This is a genomic window from Jatrophihabitans cynanchi, from assembly GCF_027247405.1.
Classification (GTDB): Bacteria; Actinomycetota; Actinomycetes; order Mycobacteriales; family Jatrophihabitantaceae; genus Jatrophihabitans_B; species Jatrophihabitans_B cynanchi.
Genome location: NZ_CP097463.1, coordinates 3,543,911 through 3,561,039, shown reverse-complemented (window position 1 = coordinate 3,561,039; position 17,129 = coordinate 3,543,911). Strand labels below are relative to the sequence as shown.

At 72.6% G+C, this 17,129-nt stretch carries 15 protein-coding genes; 9 read left to right on the top strand and 6 right to left on the bottom strand.

Annotated elements, in window-relative coordinates:
* Positions 1–21: 21 nt before the first annotated feature.
* Positions 22–1,602 carry a FadD3 family acyl-CoA ligase gene (locus M6B22_RS17295; protein WP_269442816.1) on the top strand — a complete coding sequence of 527 codons (1,581 nt, stop codon included), beginning with the start codon at positions 22–24 and terminating at the stop codon, positions 1,600–1,602.
* On the top strand, positions 1,595–2,815 hold the full coding sequence (locus M6B22_RS17290) for an acetyl-CoA C-acetyltransferase (protein WP_269442815.1): 1,221 nt from the start codon (positions 1,595–1,597) through the stop codon (positions 2,813–2,815). Before M6B22_RS17295 ends, M6B22_RS17290 begins: the two co-directional genes overlap by 8 nt.
* A gap of 44 nt (positions 2,816–2,859) precedes the next feature.
* Here M6B22_RS17290 and M6B22_RS17285 read toward each other — a convergent pair whose 3' ends face one another.
* The 5 genes from M6B22_RS17285 to M6B22_RS17265 all read right to left on the bottom strand — a co-directional run bounded on the left by M6B22_RS17285 (position 2,860) and on the right by M6B22_RS17265 (position 7,217).
* A complete protein-coding gene (locus M6B22_RS17285) occupies positions 2,860–3,885 on the bottom strand; it encodes a phosphotransferase family protein (protein WP_269442814.1) in 1,026 nt (341 codons plus the stop codon).
* Positions 3,878–4,834, bottom strand: coding sequence for an LLM class F420-dependent oxidoreductase (locus tag M6B22_RS17280; RefSeq protein ID WP_407935733.1), 957 nt, complete (start codon positions 4,832–4,834; stop codon positions 3,878–3,880). Before M6B22_RS17280 ends, M6B22_RS17285 begins: the two co-directional genes overlap by 8 nt.
* 47 nt (positions 4,835–4,881) lie before the next feature.
* The gene (locus M6B22_RS17275; RefSeq protein ID WP_269442812.1) at positions 4,882–5,523 is read right to left on the bottom strand and encodes a TetR/AcrR family transcriptional regulator; all 642 of its coding nucleotides are present in this window, start codon (positions 5,521–5,523) and stop codon (positions 4,882–4,884) included.
* A 102-nt stretch (positions 5,524–5,625) separates the two neighbouring features.
* Positions 5,626–6,369, bottom strand: a complete 744-nt coding sequence (locus M6B22_RS17270) for an SDR family NAD(P)-dependent oxidoreductase (RefSeq protein ID WP_269442811.1) — start codon at positions 6,367–6,369, stop codon at positions 5,626–5,628.
* A gap of 2 nt (positions 6,370–6,371) precedes the next feature.
* The gene (locus M6B22_RS17265; protein WP_269442810.1) at positions 6,372–7,217 is read right to left on the bottom strand and encodes an enoyl-CoA hydratase/isomerase family protein; all 846 of its coding nucleotides are present in this window, start codon (positions 7,215–7,217) and stop codon (positions 6,372–6,374) included.
* A gap of 49 nt (positions 7,218–7,266) precedes the next feature.
* Between M6B22_RS17265 and M6B22_RS17260 the strand changes: the two genes are divergently transcribed.
* On the top strand, positions 7,267–8,478 hold the full coding sequence (locus tag M6B22_RS17260) for a CaiB/BaiF CoA transferase family protein (RefSeq protein ID WP_269442809.1): 1,212 nt from the start codon (positions 7,267–7,269) through the stop codon (positions 8,476–8,478).
* Between the two features lie 56 nt (positions 8,479–8,534).
* On the opposite strand, the gene M6B22_RS17255 is transcribed toward M6B22_RS17260, so the two are convergent.
* The gene (locus M6B22_RS17255) at positions 8,535–9,629 is read right to left on the bottom strand and encodes an ABC transporter substrate-binding protein (RefSeq protein ID WP_269442808.1); all 1,095 of its coding nucleotides are present in this window, start codon (positions 9,627–9,629) and stop codon (positions 8,535–8,537) included.
* A 306-nt stretch (positions 9,630–9,935) separates the two neighbouring features.
* On the opposite strand from M6B22_RS17255, the gene M6B22_RS17250 reads away from it, so the two are divergent.
* From M6B22_RS17250 to M6B22_RS17225, 6 genes are read left to right on the top strand one after another with little or no spacing between them, the layout of a single operon-like run.
* Entirely contained in the window at positions 9,936–10,748 is an 813-nt protein-coding gene (locus M6B22_RS17250; protein WP_269442807.1) for an SDR family NAD(P)-dependent oxidoreductase, read from the top strand.
* A 51-nt stretch (positions 10,749–10,799) separates the two neighbouring features.
* Positions 10,800–11,567 (top strand): SDR family NAD(P)-dependent oxidoreductase, encoded by a 768-nt coding sequence (locus tag M6B22_RS17245; RefSeq protein ID WP_269442806.1) that lies wholly within the window; start codon positions 10,800–10,802, stop codon positions 11,565–11,567.
* Positions 11,567–13,648 (top strand): hydantoinase/oxoprolinase family protein, encoded by a 2,082-nt coding sequence (locus M6B22_RS17240; protein WP_269442805.1) that lies wholly within the window; start codon positions 11,567–11,569, stop codon positions 13,646–13,648. The genes M6B22_RS17245 and M6B22_RS17240 overlap by 1 nt, the downstream gene beginning before the upstream one ends.
* Positions 13,645–15,798, top strand: a complete 2,154-nt coding sequence (locus M6B22_RS17235) for a hydantoinase B/oxoprolinase family protein (protein ID WP_269442804.1) — start codon at positions 13,645–13,647, stop codon at positions 15,796–15,798. Before M6B22_RS17240 ends, M6B22_RS17235 begins: the two co-directional genes overlap by 4 nt.
* Positions 15,795–16,223 carry a Zn-ribbon domain-containing OB-fold protein gene (locus M6B22_RS17230; protein ID WP_269442803.1) on the top strand — a complete coding sequence of 143 codons (429 nt, stop codon included), beginning with the start codon at positions 15,795–15,797 and terminating at the stop codon, positions 16,221–16,223. The genes M6B22_RS17235 and M6B22_RS17230 overlap by 4 nt, the downstream gene beginning before the upstream one ends.
* On the top strand, positions 16,223–17,128 hold the full coding sequence (locus tag M6B22_RS17225; protein ID WP_269442802.1) for an SDR family oxidoreductase: 906 nt from the start codon (positions 16,223–16,225) through the stop codon (positions 17,126–17,128). The genes M6B22_RS17230 and M6B22_RS17225 overlap by 1 nt, the downstream gene beginning before the upstream one ends.
* Position 17,129: the final 1 nt, after the last annotated feature.

Here is a 17,129-nt window from a genome sequence, read left to right as displayed (position 1 = left end):
GTACGGAGGTACGACTGCATCATGCCCGGTTCGCGCACCATCCCCGATGTCCTGGCACACGCACGCGTCGCCTACGGCGGCCAGGAAGCCTTCATCGACGACGATGTGCGCTGGACGTTCGCCGAACTCGGCGAGCAGGTGCAGCGGTGCGCCGCCGCGATGATCGCGTCCGGCGTGCGGCACGGCGACCGGGTCGCACTCTGGGCGCCCAACGGCCACCGCTTCGTGGTCGCCTCGCTGGGCGCGGTCATGGCCGGAGCGGTGCTGGTGCCGGTGAACACGCGGTACAAGGGCGACGAGGCGCGCTGGATCATCGGCAAGAGCGGCGCCCGGCTGCTGCTGGTCGACAACGGATTCCTCGGCAACGACTACCTCGCCATGCTGCGTGCGAGCGCGCCGGACGACGGGCACCGCCCAGTCGTCGGCCTGCCCGCGCTCGCCGAGGTGATCGACCTGCACGCGGGAGCGGGCGACTGGCAGGACTTCCTGGCCCGCGCGGAATCGGTTCCGGTGGCCGACGTCCTGAACCGCGCGGCGCAGGTGACGCCGGATGACCTCTCGGACATGTTCTTCACCTCTGGGACGACCGGGCGGCCCAAAGGGGTGATGACCACGCACGGCCAGAACATCCGGGTGTACGACGCGTGGATCGACGGCGTCGGGCTACGCCAGGGTGACCGCTACCTGCTGATCAACCCGCTGTTCCACACGTTCGGGTACAAGGCGGGCCTGCTCGCCTGCCTGATCCAGGGCGCCACCATCGTGTCGCAGCCGGTGTTCGACGTCGAGCGCGCCCTGGCCGCGATCAGTGCAGAGCAGATCACCGTCGTCCCCGGCCCGCCGACGCTGTACTCGTCGATGCTCGACCACCCCGCCCGCGAACGCGCCGACCTGGGCTCGCTGCGGCTGGCCATCACCGGAGCGTCGGTGGTTCCGGTCGCGCTGGTCGAGCGGATGCGCACCGAACTGTTCCCCAAGGTGGTGATCGCCTACGGGATGACCGAGTCGTGCGGCACCGCGACAGTGGGCGACCCGGACGCCGACTCCGAGACGATCGCGCGCACCGTCGGCACCGCGATCGAGGGCACCGAGGTGATCGTCGCCGACGCCGAGGGCCGGCCGCTGCCGCCGGAGCAGAGCGGCGAGGTGCTGGTGCGCGGCTACAACGTGATGCGGGGCTACTTCGACGACCCCGACGCCACCGCGGCCGCGATAGACGCCGACGGCTGGCTGCACACCGGCGACGTCGGCGTGATCAGGCCGGACGGGAACCTGCGCATCACCGACCGGCTCAAGGACATGTTCGTCGTCGGCGGGTTCAACGCCTACCCGGCCGAGATCGAGCAGGCGATCACCCGGCACGAGAAGGTGTCCGAGGCCGCGGTGATCGGCGTGCCGGACGAGCGGCTCGGCGAGGTGTGCCGCGCCTACGTGATCCCGCGGCCGGGCATGAGCCTGAGCGAAGCCGAGATCATCGCGTTCTGCCGCGAGCGGCTGGCCAACTTCAAGGTTCCGGCGTCGGTGGTCATCGTGGACGCCCTCCCCCGCAACGCGTCCGGCAAGGTGCTCAAGTTCGAACTGCGCAGGGATGCTCATGCCTGAAGCCGTCGTCGTCGCCGCCGCCCGCTCGCCGATCGGCCGAGCGTACAAGGGATCGCTGCGCGACCTGCGCGCCGACGATCTGGCCGTGGCGATGGTCCGCGCCGCACTCGCCCAGGTTCCGGAGCTGGATCCGGCGGACGTCGACGAGCTGATCCTCGGCTGCGGACAGCCGGCAGGCGAGCAGGGCCACGGTCTGGCCCGCGTCGTGGCGGTGCTGCTCGGCCGCGACGACCTGCCGGCCACCACCGTGCAGCGCTACTGCGCGTCCAGCCTGCAGTCGACCCGGATGGCGCTGCACGCGATCCGGGCCGGGGAAGGCTCGGTGTTCGTCTCGGCCGGCGTCGAGTCCGTGTCTCGTTACGCCGCCGGCAAGGCCGACGGCATGCCCGGCACGCACAACAGCCTGTTCGCGCCGGCCGAAGCGCGCACGGCGGCGCGGGCGACGGGGGCTTCCGACGGGTGGGTCGATCCGCGCGTGAGCGGCACGCTGCCCGACGTGTACGTCGCGATGGGCCAGACCGCCGAGAACGTCGCCCAGCGCTACGACGTCAGCCGGCTCGCACAGGACGAGTTCGCGTTGCGCAGCCAGACGAACGCGCAGAAGGCGATCGCCGACGGGTTCTGGGCGCGGGACATCACGCCGGTGACCAGCCCGGACGGAACCGTGATCGACGCCGACGACTGCCCTCGCTCCGGCAGCACGTTGGCGGGCCTGACCGCGCTGAAGCCGAGCTTTCGTGCCGACGGCACCGTGACGGCCGGCAACGCGTGCCCGCTCAACGACGGGGCGGCCGCGCTGGTGATCATGTCCGACGTGCGGGCGGCAGAGCTGGGCGTCACGCCGCTGGCGCGAATCGTCAGCACCGGTGTCGCGGCGATCTCGCCGGAGATCATGGGGGTCACGCCGATCGCGGCCACTCGCGACGCACTGGCCAACGCGGGCATGAGCGTCTCCGACCTCGACCTGGTCGAGATCAACGAGGCGTTCGCCGCCCAGGTGGTGCCGTGCGTGCGCGAGCTCGGTCTGGACCAGGACATCGTCAACGTGCACGGCGGCGCCATCGCCGTCGGGCACCCGTTCGGCATGACCGGGGCGCGGATCACCACCTCGCTGATCCACGCGCTGCAGTGGCGCGACAAGCAGATCGGCCTGGAGACGATGTGCGCCGCCGGCGGGCAGGGCATGGCGATGGTGCTCGAGCGGCTCTCCTGACCCGAGTGTGTGCAACCTGCGGCGCACCCGGTGGCACGAGCGGGTCAGAGCGCGGCGGCGAGCTCGAGCGCGTGGGCGGCGAGCCGGGCGGCCTGGTCGGCGTAGCTCTGCGCGGTGCGGCCGGTGGCCGGCGGGGTCCGGGTGGCCCGTGAGTACACGCCCTCGACGATGCAGGCCAGCTTCCACCACGCGAACGCCACGAAGAAGTCGACGTTCGCATCGGGATCGCGCCCGGCTGCGGCCAGATACGCCGACAGCAGCTCGGCGCGGGACGGGAAGCCGCCGACCCGCGTGGGCGGATCCTGCAGCGCGCACAGCTCGTCGCCCGGCTCGGCCCAGTACGCCAGCAGCACGCCGAGGTCGGCGAGCGGATCACCGAGGGCGCAGATCTCCCAGTCGAGCACCGCGCGCACCGATCCGTCGGCTCCGACGATGCAGTTGTCCAGCCGGAAGTCACCGTGCACCAGCGCGACCCGGCGCTGCTCCGGGACGCACGCGCGCAGCCTGTCGTGGGCGGCCTGCAGCGCGGGCAGGGGCCGCTTGCGGTCCGCGTGCCACTGCGCGTGCCAGCGCGCCAACTGCCGCTCGACGTACCTCTCGCGCCGGCCCAACTCGCCCAGCCCGACGTCGTCCGGATTGACGCCGTGCAGGTCCGCCAGGGTCTGTGCCATCGCCAGGCCGGCCGCCTGCCGCTGCGCCACCGACAGCCGTGCGGCGTCCTCGGCACCGGCGCACGCGGTGCCCGCGACGTACTCCATCAGCACGAACGGTGCCGCGGCGACCGTCTCGTCCGCGCAGGTCAGCAGCACGCCCGGAACCGGTACCGGCGATCCGGCGAGCGCCCGCAGCACCCGCGCCTCGCGCAGCACGTCGTGCGCCGTCGCCAGCGCGCCGCCGACCGGTGGCCGGCGCAGCACCCAGGACGCGCCGGTCGCGTCCTGCACCCGGTAGGTCAGGTTCGAGTTGCCGCCGGCCAGCCGGGTGAACCGCAGCGGCGGCCGGACCTGCGGTAGCTGCTGCGCCAGCAATGCCGCGATGCGCCGCAGCGGCACCTCGGCGCGGTCAGCCACGCGCGCCGGCCAGCGCTGAGCCGACCGCAAGCGCGTCACCGATCAGCTCGCGCGCGGGGTCGAGCGGCAGGAACTTCAGCACCGGGACGTCCACCCCGGCCGCGACGTACTCGCGCACCCGCGCGGCGCACTCGGCCACCGGCCCGTGCACGATCAGCGCGTCGACCACCTCGTCGGGCACGGCTGCCGCGGCGGCGCGCTTGTCGCCGGCGGCCCAGGCGTCCCAGCAGCGGGCGAGCGCGGGACCGCGGCCGAGCCACTCGTGAAAGCGCGCATAGGCGGGCACGCTCGCGTAGGTGGCGATCAACCGCCGCGCCGCGTTGCGCACCACGGCACGCTCGGTCGAGGGGCACAAGAAGATGCGCGCGGTCACGATGGAGTCCTCGTCCAGGTGCGCGCGCACGAGCGGAACGTCGTGCGCGGCCAGCCAGTTCAGTACCGCCCCGTCCGCCTCCCGCGCCGCGACGCGCAGCATGCCGGGACGTAACGCGGCGACCAGCACCGGCGGCACGTCGGCGGGTGGGCGCTCCAGCCGGAAGCCGCGCACCGCGAACGTGTCGTAGGCGGCGTCGACCCGCTCGCCGGCGAGCGCCGCCCGCAGGAACCGCGCGGTGTCCCTGACCCGGGCGAGCGGCCGCTCGAACGCGACGCAGTTCCAGTCCGTCGCCAGCGTCGGTGACGAGGCCCCGATGCCGAGTACGAACCGGCCGGGTGCGGCCTCGCCGACCGCCGCCGCACCCATCGCCAGCGCAGCCGGACCGCGCGCGTACACCGAGGCGATCGCGGTGCCGAAGCGCGCGTCGGCCATCACCGCCGCGGCGTGGGCGAGTGGGCCGAACGCGTCGCAGCGGGCCGTCTCGGCGGTCCAGAAGTCGCTGTAGCCCGCCGCCTGCAGCGCACGAAGCACCGGTGGGTGTTCGGCGAGCGGGAGGTCCAGCGGGATGGTGATGCCGAGGCGGGTCGGCTGCGGGTCGTCCGGCCGTGGCACGTGCGCTCCTAACGTTTGACGGCCCGCTTGGGGGTGCTGCCGGTGCGGGAACGGGCGGCGCTCTTGCGCCGCGCCGTGTAGCCGTCGAGGAAGACGGACGTGACGTCCTCGGCGAGGGTCGTCGTGGGGTAGTCGCCGTTCGGGCGGTGCCAGCGCACCGAGAGCCACAGGGCGTCACGGATCAGCCGGTAGAACACGCGCGGTTCGATGTCGCTGCGGAACTCGCCGTTGGCGACGCCTGCTTCGATCACTGCGAGCCAGGTCTTCTGCACCGCGGCGGCCGCGGTCTGCACCTGCTTGAAGCGCGGCTGCTCACGCAGGTAGTGCAGTTCGTTCTGGTAGATCGCGGTGGCGAACGGCTGCTGTTCGGCCACCTCGAGGGAGGCGAGCACGAGTTGCCGCACACAGTCGGCTGCGTTCGTGCCGCGGGCCACGGCCTCGGCGTACCGAGCACGCAGCGCGTCGAGGTAGTCGCCGAGCACCTCGTCGACGATCGCGTCCTTGGACTCGAAGTGGTGGTAGAGGCTGCCCGACAGCACGCCTACCGAGTCCGCGATCTCGCGCACGGTGGTGGCGCCAACACCCTTGCGCGCGAACAGTTCTGCCGCGCTGGCCAGGATCTGCGCGCGCCGGCTCTGCGTCTCGACCATGATCTTCGTTGCCTCCCGACCGGAGCGGACCGAACTCCGTTCCGCTTTGCCGGATCGTACCGGTTGAGCGCTTGTTTGGTAGCTGCGACCAGGCGATCCCGCCTACTGCGTCACGGTCCAGCCGCCGTCGACGGTCAGCAGCACGCCGTTGATGTACGACGCCAGCGGCGAGAGCAGGAACAGGATCGCCCAGGAGATCTCCTCCGGTGTCCCCAGCCGGTGCAGCGGAACGCGCTGCAGTACCCGCTGTCCCACGTCGCTCGCGGCGAAGCCCTGCAGCCGCGGCGTGTCCGTCATGCCCGGTGCCACCGCGTTCGCCCGCACGTCGTCGCTGCGATATGCCGCCAGGTGCCTGGTGTAGCCCATGATCGCCGCCTTGGCGGCGGGGTACCAGTCCGGCGCCGTGCCGATCACGTTGCCGGCGACGGACGAGACGTTCACCAGCGCGGGTTCCGGGGCCGCGGCGCGCTCGAGCCAGCTCATCGTGACCCGCCGCATGCTGCCGACCGCCATGGTCAGCGCGGCGTCGAACTCGAGCTCGGACGCGCTGGCGGGGCCGGCGTTGTTCACCAGGTAGCGCACCCGGCCGAACCCGGTCGACCGCGCGAGCGCGTCCTCGACCTGGGCCTGGTCGGTGACGTCGGCCGGCACCGCGGCGGCCCGTCCACCGGACGCCCGGATCGTCTCGGCGGTCGCGGCGACGCCCGCCTCGTCCAGGTCCCAGGCGATCACGGCCAGCCCGAGCCGCGCCGCGTTGAGCGCGGTCGCCCGGCCGATCCCGCTGGCAGCGCCGGTGACGATCACGGCGTCCTGCGCCGCGAAGCCGAACGAAATGGGTGCACTCATCGCTACTTCCCGGAGAACGAGACCGGACGGCGGTCGACGAAGGCGCGCAGTCCTTCGGTGAAGTCCTCGGCGCGCGAGTTGACCTCGATCGCGAGCGCCTCCTCGCGCAGCGCGCTGCCCCGGTCCTGGTCCAGGGCGTGGTTGACGAGCGATTTCATCAGGCCGAGTGCGACGGTGGGTCCGTTCGCGAGCCGCTGCGCCCACTCCTCGACGAGGGCCGCGAACTCGGCGCGCGGCACCGCACGGTTGATCAGCCCGATCCGCTCGGCCTCGGGCGCGGTCAGCGGGTCGGCGAAGAACATCAGCTCCTTGGTCCGCTGCGGTCCGATCAGGCGGGGCAGCAGGTAGGCGCCGGCGCCGTCGGCGACCAGGCCGCGGCGGGCGAAGATCTCGATGAACGTCGCCTCATGCGTGGCGATCACCAGGTCGCAGCACAGCGCGAGGTGCACGCCGATCCCGGCGGCGGTGCCGTTCACGGCGGCGAGCACCGGCTTGGTGCAGTCCAGCACCGCCGCCATCAGCCGGTGCATGCCGTGCGTGATCAGGTTGACGATGTCGCCCACCGGCCGCGGCGCATCGGGATCAGGGGGCGCGGCCCCCTCGTGGCGCAGGTCGCCGCCGGTGCAGAAGTGCCGATCACCCGATCCGGTGAGCACGACGGCGCGCACCCGCTGGTCGGTCGAGGCCGCGTCGAGTTGCGCGGCGAGCCGGTCGCGCTGGGGCGGCGAGATCGCGTTGCCGCGCTGTTGCCGGTCGATCCGCAGGCGCAGCACACCGTCCCGGAGCGAGCTGACGATCTCGTCCTCGCGCACGGGTTCGCTGGTGAACATGTCCGAGACCCTACGCATCGCCCGCCTCCCTAGCAATCGCTTGTTTGGTTGTTTAGCATCGCCTCACATGAGACCAGACGACAGCGCCCGCGCGCCGCTGCCCGCCCCGCTCGCCGGCGTGACGGTGCTCGACCTGGGCCGGGTCATCTCCGGCCCGCTGTGCTCGCTCACCCTCGCCGAACTGGGCGCCACCGTGATCCGCGTCGAGAAGCCCGGCGGCGACTCCAGCTGGCAGCTGCCTCCGTTCCTGCACGAGGACGGGTCGATCGACGACGACCGCCGCGGGCCGCGGGACATCGCGCTGAGCCACGCCAAGCGCGATCACGGCAAGCTCAGCGTCGAGCTCGACTACACCAGCCCGGAGGGCCGCGAGCGGCTGCTGCGCCTGGTGGGTACGGCCGACGTGCTCGTCGAGAACTTCCGTCCCGACGTCATGGCGGCCCTGGGCCTGGGCTATGACGTGTTGAGTGCCGCGAACCCGCGATTGATCCACTGTTCGATCACCGGTTACGGGCACGACGGGCCGTTCCGCGAGCGGCACGGCATGGCGCTGCTGGTCGCCGCGATGTCCGGCGCGATCGCCAAGACCGGGTTCCCGGACGGTGCCCCCGTCGCCCCGGGGTTTCCCGTCGCCGATCACGCCGCGTCGGTCTACGCGGTGGTCGCGATCCTGGCCGCGCTGCGCCAGCGAGACGCGCACGGTGTCGGCCAGTTCGTCGACGTCTCGATGTTCGACGTCATGACCAACCTGCTGTGGGACGAGCCGCTGGACCAGTACGAGGACGAGGGGTACCCGCACCGCACCGGCAACACCGACCTGCGTGGCGCGCCGCTGAACGTGTATCCGTCGGCCGACGGGTGGGTCGTCGTGATGGGGCTGAGCCAGGCACACTTCGACCGGCTGTGCGGCGTGCTCGGCCGGCCGGAGCTCGCCGCGCGCTACCCGGACCTGGCAGCGCGCGTCGCGGCGGCCGAGCAGATCGACGAAGCCATCGCGGACTGGACGCGCACGCTACCCACCGACGAGCTGGTGCGCCGCCTCGACGCGATCGACGTGCCGAGCGCACCGGTCAACGTGCCGTGGACGACGCGCACGCACGCCCAGACCGAGGCCCGCGGCATGCTCGTCGAGCTCTCGCACTCCGCGACGCCCGGCGCAGCGGCGCGGTACCGCGCGGCCCGGATCCCGATCGCGATGTCCCGCACGGCACTCGGCGCGTCCGGCGCCGTGCGGCCGCTCGGCGCCGACACGCGAGAGGTGCTGGACGAACTCGACTGAACGCGAACCGCCCCACGACATCGGCGTCGTGGGGCGGCTCGGTCCAGCTGGGTGAATCAGGCGCCGGGCGCCCCGAACTGACCGTCGATGACCTTGGTCGGGGCGGTGAACAGGAACGAGGTCACGTCCACGTTCGCCGAGTGCGACGACGAGGTGAAGTGGTACGCCGGGAAGATCGCGGTCTTCGGGCCACCGGGCTTGAGCCCCTCGATCGCCTTGGCGATCTTCGCGGCGTCGGTGGTGGTTCCCGCGGCCTCGGCACCGGCGGCCGCCAGCACCACGGCATCGTGCATGTAGGCGACGATCAGCGGTGCCGGAATGGTGCCCTGCTTCTTCATCTCCGTGATCATGTCCTTCAGCGGCGCCGGCGCGTTCGCGTCGTACACCGTGCTCTGGAAGACCTCGGCCCTGACGTTCTTCTCCTTGTCGGTGCCGAGCATGCCGTCCGGCGGCGGGGTGTTCACGACCGGCGAGACCATGAACGCGTTGTCACCGAGGATCGGCACGTCCCAGCCGAGCTTGTCGCGGCCCTGCAGCACGTAACCCGACGGCGCACCGTAGGACGAGACCACGAGCACGTCCGGGTGCTTGGCCTGCAGGGCGGAGAGCTGCGGGGTGACGTCGAGCGCGTCGAGCTTGAACTTCTCGCGGCCGACCATCGTCAGACCGGCGGCCTGGCACTGCTTGGCCACCTCGCTGGTCAGGCCCTCGGCGAACGGCGAGTCGTTGTAGATGATGCCGAAGGTCTTGGCGTTCATCTTCTTCATCTCGGGACAGAACGCCTCGGCGTAGTTCGGCGTCGACGGCGAGAGGTCGAAGTTGTACGGCGTCTTGCTCGGGTCACCGGACGTGTCGGTCGGCGACTGGTTGAACGAGACGACCTTGTTCTGCGTGGCGATCGGCAGCGTCGCCTTCGCGATCGTCGACTGGCCGACCTGCAGGTAGATGATCGGCTTCTTGCTGCTCGTCCACTGCTGCTGCAGCTTGGTGACGGCGGTGGTCGCGTCGCCGGCGATGTCGATCACCGACAGCTCGACCGGCTTGCCGAGAACGCCGCCGGCGGCGTTGATCGTGGCGACCGCCGCCTTGGCTGCCATGATGGCGGTCTTGTCGTTCGCCCCGACGCCCGCGGACGTGATGGACGAGGTCATGACGATCCGCAGCGCAGGCTGGTCCGACTTGTTCCCGCCGCCGCTGCCCGAACTACTACAGGCAGTGATTGCGAGAGCAGCGACAGCCAGCGCCGCCCCGAGAGTTTTGCGCACCGAAGGCCTCCTAGGGGTTCCCAACCAAACGCTTGGTCGCGGCCAGCATAAGTGCGCCGGGGGCCATCCGTCGAGACCTTAGCCGGACCGTTACCAACGGGGCGTCAGGTTCACCCGACGAACCGTCAGGTTTGTGCCGCTGCGGTCAAGCGAGCGCTTGCTTGCCGTTTGTGCCTGTGGCACGGTTGCGCCGTGAACCTGCCGATCAGCTGGCCCATGACCATCGACCTGTCCGGCCGCGTGGCCGTGGTGACCGGCGCGAGCGAGGGCATCGGCGCCGCCACGGTGCGGGCGCTCGCCGCCCACGGCGCGCAGGTCGCGTTCTGCTCCCGCTCTGCGGGCAACGGCGAAGCGCTCGCCGGCGGGCTGTCCGGCCTGCCTGGAAGCGGGCACCCGTACGTGGCCGACATGAGCGACGCCGCCGCGGTGAACACCTTCCTCGACGCCGTCGAGGCCGACCTCGGGCCGGCGGACATCCTGGTCAACAACGTCGGAGCCTCGCCCTCGCGCAACTTCCTGCATATGACTGACGCCGACTGGACCGGCCTGTTCGAGCTCAACCTGATGTCCGCGGTGCGCTGCACGCGCCGGATGCTGCCCGCGATGCGCAAGACGGGTTGGGGCCGCGTGGTGATGGTGGCGACCGCGGGCGCGAAGTACCCGAACCCCGCGCTCGTCGACTACGCGGCCTCGAAGGCGGCGATGGTCGCCACGGCGTGCGCGCTGGCCAAGAAGTACGCGGCCGACGGCGTCCTGGTGAACTCGGTACTGCCTGGCCTGATCCGCACGTCGATGTGGGAGCGGACCGCCGCCGAGGTGGCGAGCGCGACCGGCACCAGCGCCGAGGCCGTCTTCGCGCAGCGCGGCGCGAACGTGCCGGTGCGCAGGTACGGCAGCCCGGACGAGGTCGCCGCGGCCATCCTGTTCCTGAGCTCGCAGTACGCCGGCTACGTCAACGGCGCCGCCATCGAGGTGGACGGCGGCCTCGGCGCGGGCATGTACTGAGCCGTACACGCCCCTAGGCCATTGACCAAGCGCTTGATAGGGTGACTCACGATGGAGACGACGGACTTCGCGGCCCGGACCGGCGCCGCACTGGTGGTCGGCGCCAGCGGCGGTCTGGGCGCGGCGATCGCGGCGCTGCTGCTCGCGCGCGGCGCCCGGGTGGCCGCGACCCACCGCCGCCCCGACCCGGCCCGGCTCACTGCGATGAGGACGCCCGACGGAACGCTGCGCAGCTATCAGCTCGAACTCACCGACGCCGACGCGTGCGCCCGACTCGTCGACACCGTCATGGCGGACTTCGGCGGCCTGCACACCCTGGTGTACGCCGCGGGCCCGCACGTGCCGATGGTGCACCTGAGCCGGGTCGCCCCCGAGGAGTTCTGCAGCCAACTGCTCGCCGACGCGGCCGGCTTCTTCAACATCGCCCATCCCGCGCTGCCGCCACTGCGCGCCGCACGCGGCAACATCGTCGCGGTCACCACCGCGGCCACCACACGCTTCCCGGTCCGCGACGGCCTGTCCGCCGGCCCGAAGGGCGCGGTCGAGGCGCTCGTGCGCGGCCTGGCCGCCGAGGAGGGAAGGTTCGGCGTCCGCGCGAACTGCGTCGGGCCCGGCATGCTCACCGACGGCATGGCCGAGACGCTGATCGGATCCGGTGACCTCGACGAGCGGGCGCTCGAGGTCACCCGCGCGAACATCCCGCTGCGCAGGTTCGGCTCCGCCGCCGACATCGCCGAGGCGGTCTGCTTCCTCGCCTCGGACCGGGCCGGCTTCATCTCCGGGCAGAAGCTCGACGTCGACGGCGGGTACGGCGCCTGATGCAGCTGATCGGGGTGGACACCGGGGGCACGTTCACCGACGCGGTGGCGGTCACCGGCAACGGCCGCGTGGTCGCGAGCAAGGCGCTGTCGACGCCCGCGCAGGTCGAGACCGGCGTGCTGGCAGCGATCGAGCTCCTCGCCGCCGAGCTGGAGCTGAGCCCGCAAGAGCTGCTGGCCGGCACCGACGTGTTCGCGCACGGCACGACGGTCGGGCTCAACGCGGTGCTCACCGGCACCGGGGCCACCGTGGGCGTGCTCACCACGGCCGGGTTCGAGTCGACCCTCGCGATCGCCAAGGCGAACAAGGTGCACGGGCTCACCGACGAGGACCTTCGCCGCCCCACGAGCTGGGACAAGCCGCCGCTGCTGGTGCCGCGGCGGCGCGTTCTCGGCGTCCGGGGACGGATCGACCGGTCGGGTCAGGTCGTCGAACCGCTGGACGAGGCCGGCGTGCGCGCCGCGCTGCGCTCGCTCGCGGCCAGCGGGGTCGACGCGGTTGCGGTCGCCCTGCTCTGGTCGCCGGTGAACCCCACCCACGAGCAGCGGGTGGCCGCGATCGCCGCCGAGGAGTTGCCCGGCTGCCACGTGAGCCTGTCCAGCGAGCTGGCGCCGCGGATCGGCGAGTACGAGCGCACCTGCTCGGTAGTGCTCGACGCCTACGTCGCCCCGCTCGTCTCGTCCTACCTCGGCCGGTTGCACGCCGCTCTCGCCGACCGCAAGTTCGGCGGCACCCTGCTGGTGACCCGGATGGGCGGCGGGGTGCAGTCGGTCGATGCCGCGCGACGCTCCCCCGTGCAGACGCTGCGATCCGGCCCGGCCGGTGGGCTGGCCGCGACCGCCAAGGTCGGCGCCGCCCTCGGCCACCCGAACGTGGTCGCGACGGACGTCGGCGGTACCAGCTTCGACGTAGGCCTGGTGCTGGCGGGCGAGCCCGGGTACGCGGCGCGGCCGATGATCGACCGGTTCGCGCTCGCCATGCCGGTCGTCGACATCACCTCGATCGGCACCGGCGGCGGCAGCCTCGCCTGGGTCGACCCGGTGCTGGGCGCGTTGCGGGTCGGTCCGCAGAGCGCGGGCGCCGATCCCGGCCCGGCCTGTTACGGGCGCGGCGGGACGCAGCCCACGCTCACCGACGCAGCGGCCGTGGCCGGGTACGTCGAGCGGTTGGGCGGCACGCTCGAACTCGACGTCGCCGCGGCCGCGGCGGCCATCGACCGGATGATCGCGCGGCCGCTCGGGTTGAGCGTCGACGCAGCGGCCGAGGGGATCCTGGACGTCGCCTGCGAGCAGATGAAGGACCTGGTGCGCCGCACCACCGTCGAACGCGGCCACGACCCCGGCGACTTCGCGCTGCTCGCCTACGGCGGCGCCGGACCGCAGTACGCCGGCCGCTACGCCGAAGACCTCGGGGTGCGCGAGATCCTGGTGCCCGCGTTCGCGGCGCAGTTCTCCGCGTTCGGCGCCATCGCCAGCGACATCCGCGCCGCGGCCGAGCACGACCTCGCGCCGGCATCGCTGCACGAATCGCTCGACGCCGTGAACGCCGCGGCCGCGCGGCTTGCCGCGAGCGTGCGCGCGCAGCTCGAACTCGGCCAGGCGCCGCTCCCGCCCGGCCGGCAGGTCACCGTCCGGCGCCGGATCGGGCTGCGCTTCTACCGGCAGGTGCATCGCGTCGACATCGTGCTGCCCGAGCGTGCGATCGGCCCGGACGACGTCGCTGCGCTGACCGATCGGTTCCGGCAGCGCTACGAGCAGGTGGTCGGCCCGGGCAGCGGGAAGGCGGACACCCCGATCGAGGTGGTCGCGGTGTCTGCCGAGGCGTTGTTGCCGATGCCGCTCCCGGCGGGCGATCCGCGACGAGCGGGGACCGCGGCACCGCGGCGGCACCGGGCGGCGCTGTTCGACGGGCACCGGCAGGAGTGCCCGGTGTACGCGTGGGACGACCTGGGCGCCGACCAGTGCGTACCCGGGCCGGCCTTCGTCGAGTCCGAGAGCACCACCGTCGTCGTGCACCCCGGCCACAGCGCACGCATCGGCACCGACGGGCACCTTCGGCTGACGATCCGAGCGCGGTCATGACCCCGGACGCCGTCACCTTCGAGATCATCAGGCACCGCCTGGACAGCATCAACGACGAGGCCGCGAGCACGCTGCAGCACGTGTCCGGCTCGCAGATCGCCGTCGAGTCGAACGACCTGAACACCGCGATCACCGCGGCCGACGGCCGGGTCGTCGCCTGTGGCCGCTACATCCTCGCGCAGGTCGCCTCGATCCACCTCGTGGTCGCCGACATCCTGGCGAACTACCAGGACAACCCCGGCATCGGGCCGGGCGATCAGTTCCTGACCAACGATCCGTACGTCGGCACCCTGCACCAGCCGGACGTGGTGCTGGTCGCGCCGGTGTTCGCCGGGTCGCGGCTGATCGGCTGGGTCGGCTCGACCGTGCACCAGGCCGACGTCGGCGGCCCCACTCCCGGCGGAATGAGCATGGCCGCGGGCTCGATCTGGGACGAACCCATCCCGATGCCGCCGGTGAAGATCGTCGAGGCCGACCGGATCCGGCGCGATCTCGAGCGCGAGTACCTGATCCGCTCGCGCACCCCGCAGCTGAACGCGCTCGACCTGGCCGGCCAGGTCGCCGCCAACCGCGCCTCGGTCGCGGCGCTGCTCCGCTTGTGCGAACGGTACGGCGCCGACCAGGTCGAGGGCGCGATGGCGCGACTGCTGGCCGGCACCGAGCGCCGGATACGCGAGCGGCTCGCCGAGCTGCCGGACGGGCGGTGGCGGCACGTGGCGCACCTCGAGTACGGGCCGGATCCGGACGGGTCGCCGGGCGGGGCGGTCTACGCCGTGCGGCTGACGGCCACGAAGCGGGGCGAGCAGCTCGAGCTCGACTTCTCCCAGAGCTCGGACCAGGCTGCCGGCGCGATCAACACCGCCTACCCGGCGCTCGCCGGGTTCACCATGGCGGCGGTGCTCGTCTACCTGTGCGGCGGGCTGCCGTGGGTGCCGGGCGCGCTGTGGCCGGCGGTCCGGATCGTGAGCCGCAAGGGTTCGGTCGTCGACGCGCAGTGGCCGGCCGGCGTCGCGATGAGCACCGCGACCGTCGCGCAGGCGGTCCGGACCTGCGTCAACGTGTGCCTGGCCCGGATGCTCGACGGCAGCGGTGAGCACGCCGAGCACGTCATGGCGGGCTGCCAGCTCGCCGGCGGTGGCGGAGTGGTGCTGACCGGCCACACCGACGACGGCCGGCTGTTCGCCGGGATGACGCTCGACGAGGTGGCCGGTGGTGGCGGCGCGCGGACCTTCGCCGACGGCGCCGACTCGTCCGGCCCGACCACGTCGCCCGGTGGCGGGTGCGCCAACATCGAGGTGAACGAGAGCTACCTGCCGGTGCGGTACCTGATGCGGGCCGAACTGGCCGACAGCGCGGGACCCGGCCGGCTGCGCGGCGGCGTCGGCTCGCTGCACCTGCTCACCCCGCACGACGTCCGCGGGCCGGTCGGCGTGCTCTCCTTCGCCCAGGGGCTGCAGCACCCGGGAGCCATGGGGCTGGCCGGCGGCGAGCCGGGCGGCTCGGGCGCGTTCGCGATCCTCGGCCCGGACGAGGCGCGCGCGCTCGTGGCCGGTGGACTCGGACCCCGCGAGCTACCCATTCCCGGCCCGGACGCCGCGCTGACCGGGTCCGACGTGCACGTCGCGGTCTCCCAGGGCGGCGGCGGGTACGGCGATCCGCTCGAGCGCGACCCGGACGCAGTGCTCGAGGACGTCCTCGACTCGTTGGTGAGCCGTGAGCGGGCGGCGTCCGACTACGCAGTCCGGTTCGCCGACACCGCGAGCGGCCCGACCGTCGACCGCGCCGCGACCGAGGCACTGCGCACCGAGCGGCTGCGGACCCGGCTGGGCGGAGGCGTTCCGCGGCCGGTGGCGCCGACGCCGACCGGGCGCCGGTTGAGCGCGACGTTGCGGCTGGACGAGGACGGTGGAACCCCGGTGATCACCTGCAGCCGATGCGCGCTGGCCCTGTGCGATGCCACCGAGAACGTCTTCGCGCACCTGCTGCTCGACGAGCAGCCGGCGCGAACCTTCGCACCCTTCCGGCTCGGCTACGCCGGCGCCGAGCGCTTCACGGTCCGCCGCTTCTACTGCCCCGGGTGCGGCCGGCAGGTCGACGCGATCCCCGCCCGCCGCGGCGAGCCGTTGCTGCACGCGATCGAGCCGCGATGAGCGCGCCGCGCACCGACCTGCCGACGATCGAGGCGGACACCGCGCTCTGGTGGCAGGCCGCCGCCGAGGGGCGGCTGCTGCTGCGCCGCTGCCGCTCGTGCACGGCGGCACACCTCTACCCGCGCCCGTTCTGCCCGTCGTGCTGGAGCGAGGACGTCGCCTGGGAGCAGGCGAGCGGCGCGGCCAGCCTGTACACCTACTCGGTCGTGCGCTTCAACGACCTGCCCCCGTTCGCCGGGCGGGTGCCGTACGTCGCGGCGATCGTCGAACTCGCCGAAGGGCCGCGGCTGATGAGCAACCTCGTCGACTGCGAACCCGACGAGCTCACCGTCGGCATGCCGTTGCAGGTCACGTTCCGGCACGACGCCGGCGCACCGGCCGCTCCGGTCTTCCGTCCTGCACACGCGCCACGAGAGGAGAACTGATGGCTGGGTTCATCGAAGGCAAGGTCGTCGCCGTGACCGGAGGCGGGCGCGGAATCGGGCGCGCGATCGCGCTAGCCTGCGCCGAACACGGCGCGCGGGTCGTCGTCAACGACCTCGGCGTCGCCCTGGACGGCAGCGACCCGACGTCCTCGGTGGCCCAGTCGGTCGTCGACGAGATCAGCGCCGGCGGCGGATCGGCCGTCGCGTCCGGCGATGACGTGACGGCGATGGACGGCGGCGAGAACATCGTGCGCGCCGCGCTCGACACGTACGGGCGCCTGGACGGGGTCGTCTGCGTAGCCGGGATCCTGCGCGAACGGATGCTGTTCAACCTGACCGAGGACGACTGGGACTCGGTGGTTGCCACACACCTGAAGGGCACGTTCACCCTGTTCCGGGCGGCATCCGCGGTGATGCGCAAGCAGGGCTCGGGGCGGCTGATCGGCTTCGCGTCGGGCGCGTTCACCGGCAGCGTGGCGCAGGCGAACTACAGCGCCGCGAAGGGCGGCATCATCTCGCTGGTGCGCAGCGCGGCCCTGGGCCTGCACCGGTACGGCATCACCGCGAACGCGATCGCGCCGGTCGCCCGGACCCGGATGTCCGAGTTGGTGCCGTTCGCGATCGAGGACATGGGCGGCCCGGAGGACGTCGCGCCGATGGCGGTGTACCTGCTCTCGGACGCCGCGGCGGAGGTGACCGGGCAGGTGTACACGGTTGCCGGCTCGAAGGTGGCGGTCTGGGCGCAACCGCGCGAGCTGCGCACGATGTACGGCGCCGGCCGGTGGACGCCGCAAGAACTCGCCGAGCGGCTGCCGGCCGCTGTCGGTCAGGACCGGATGCCCAGCCTGGATCTGATCGCGCAGCGCGCCGCCGCTGCGCAGACCGGCGCCCGTCCCAACGCGTGAG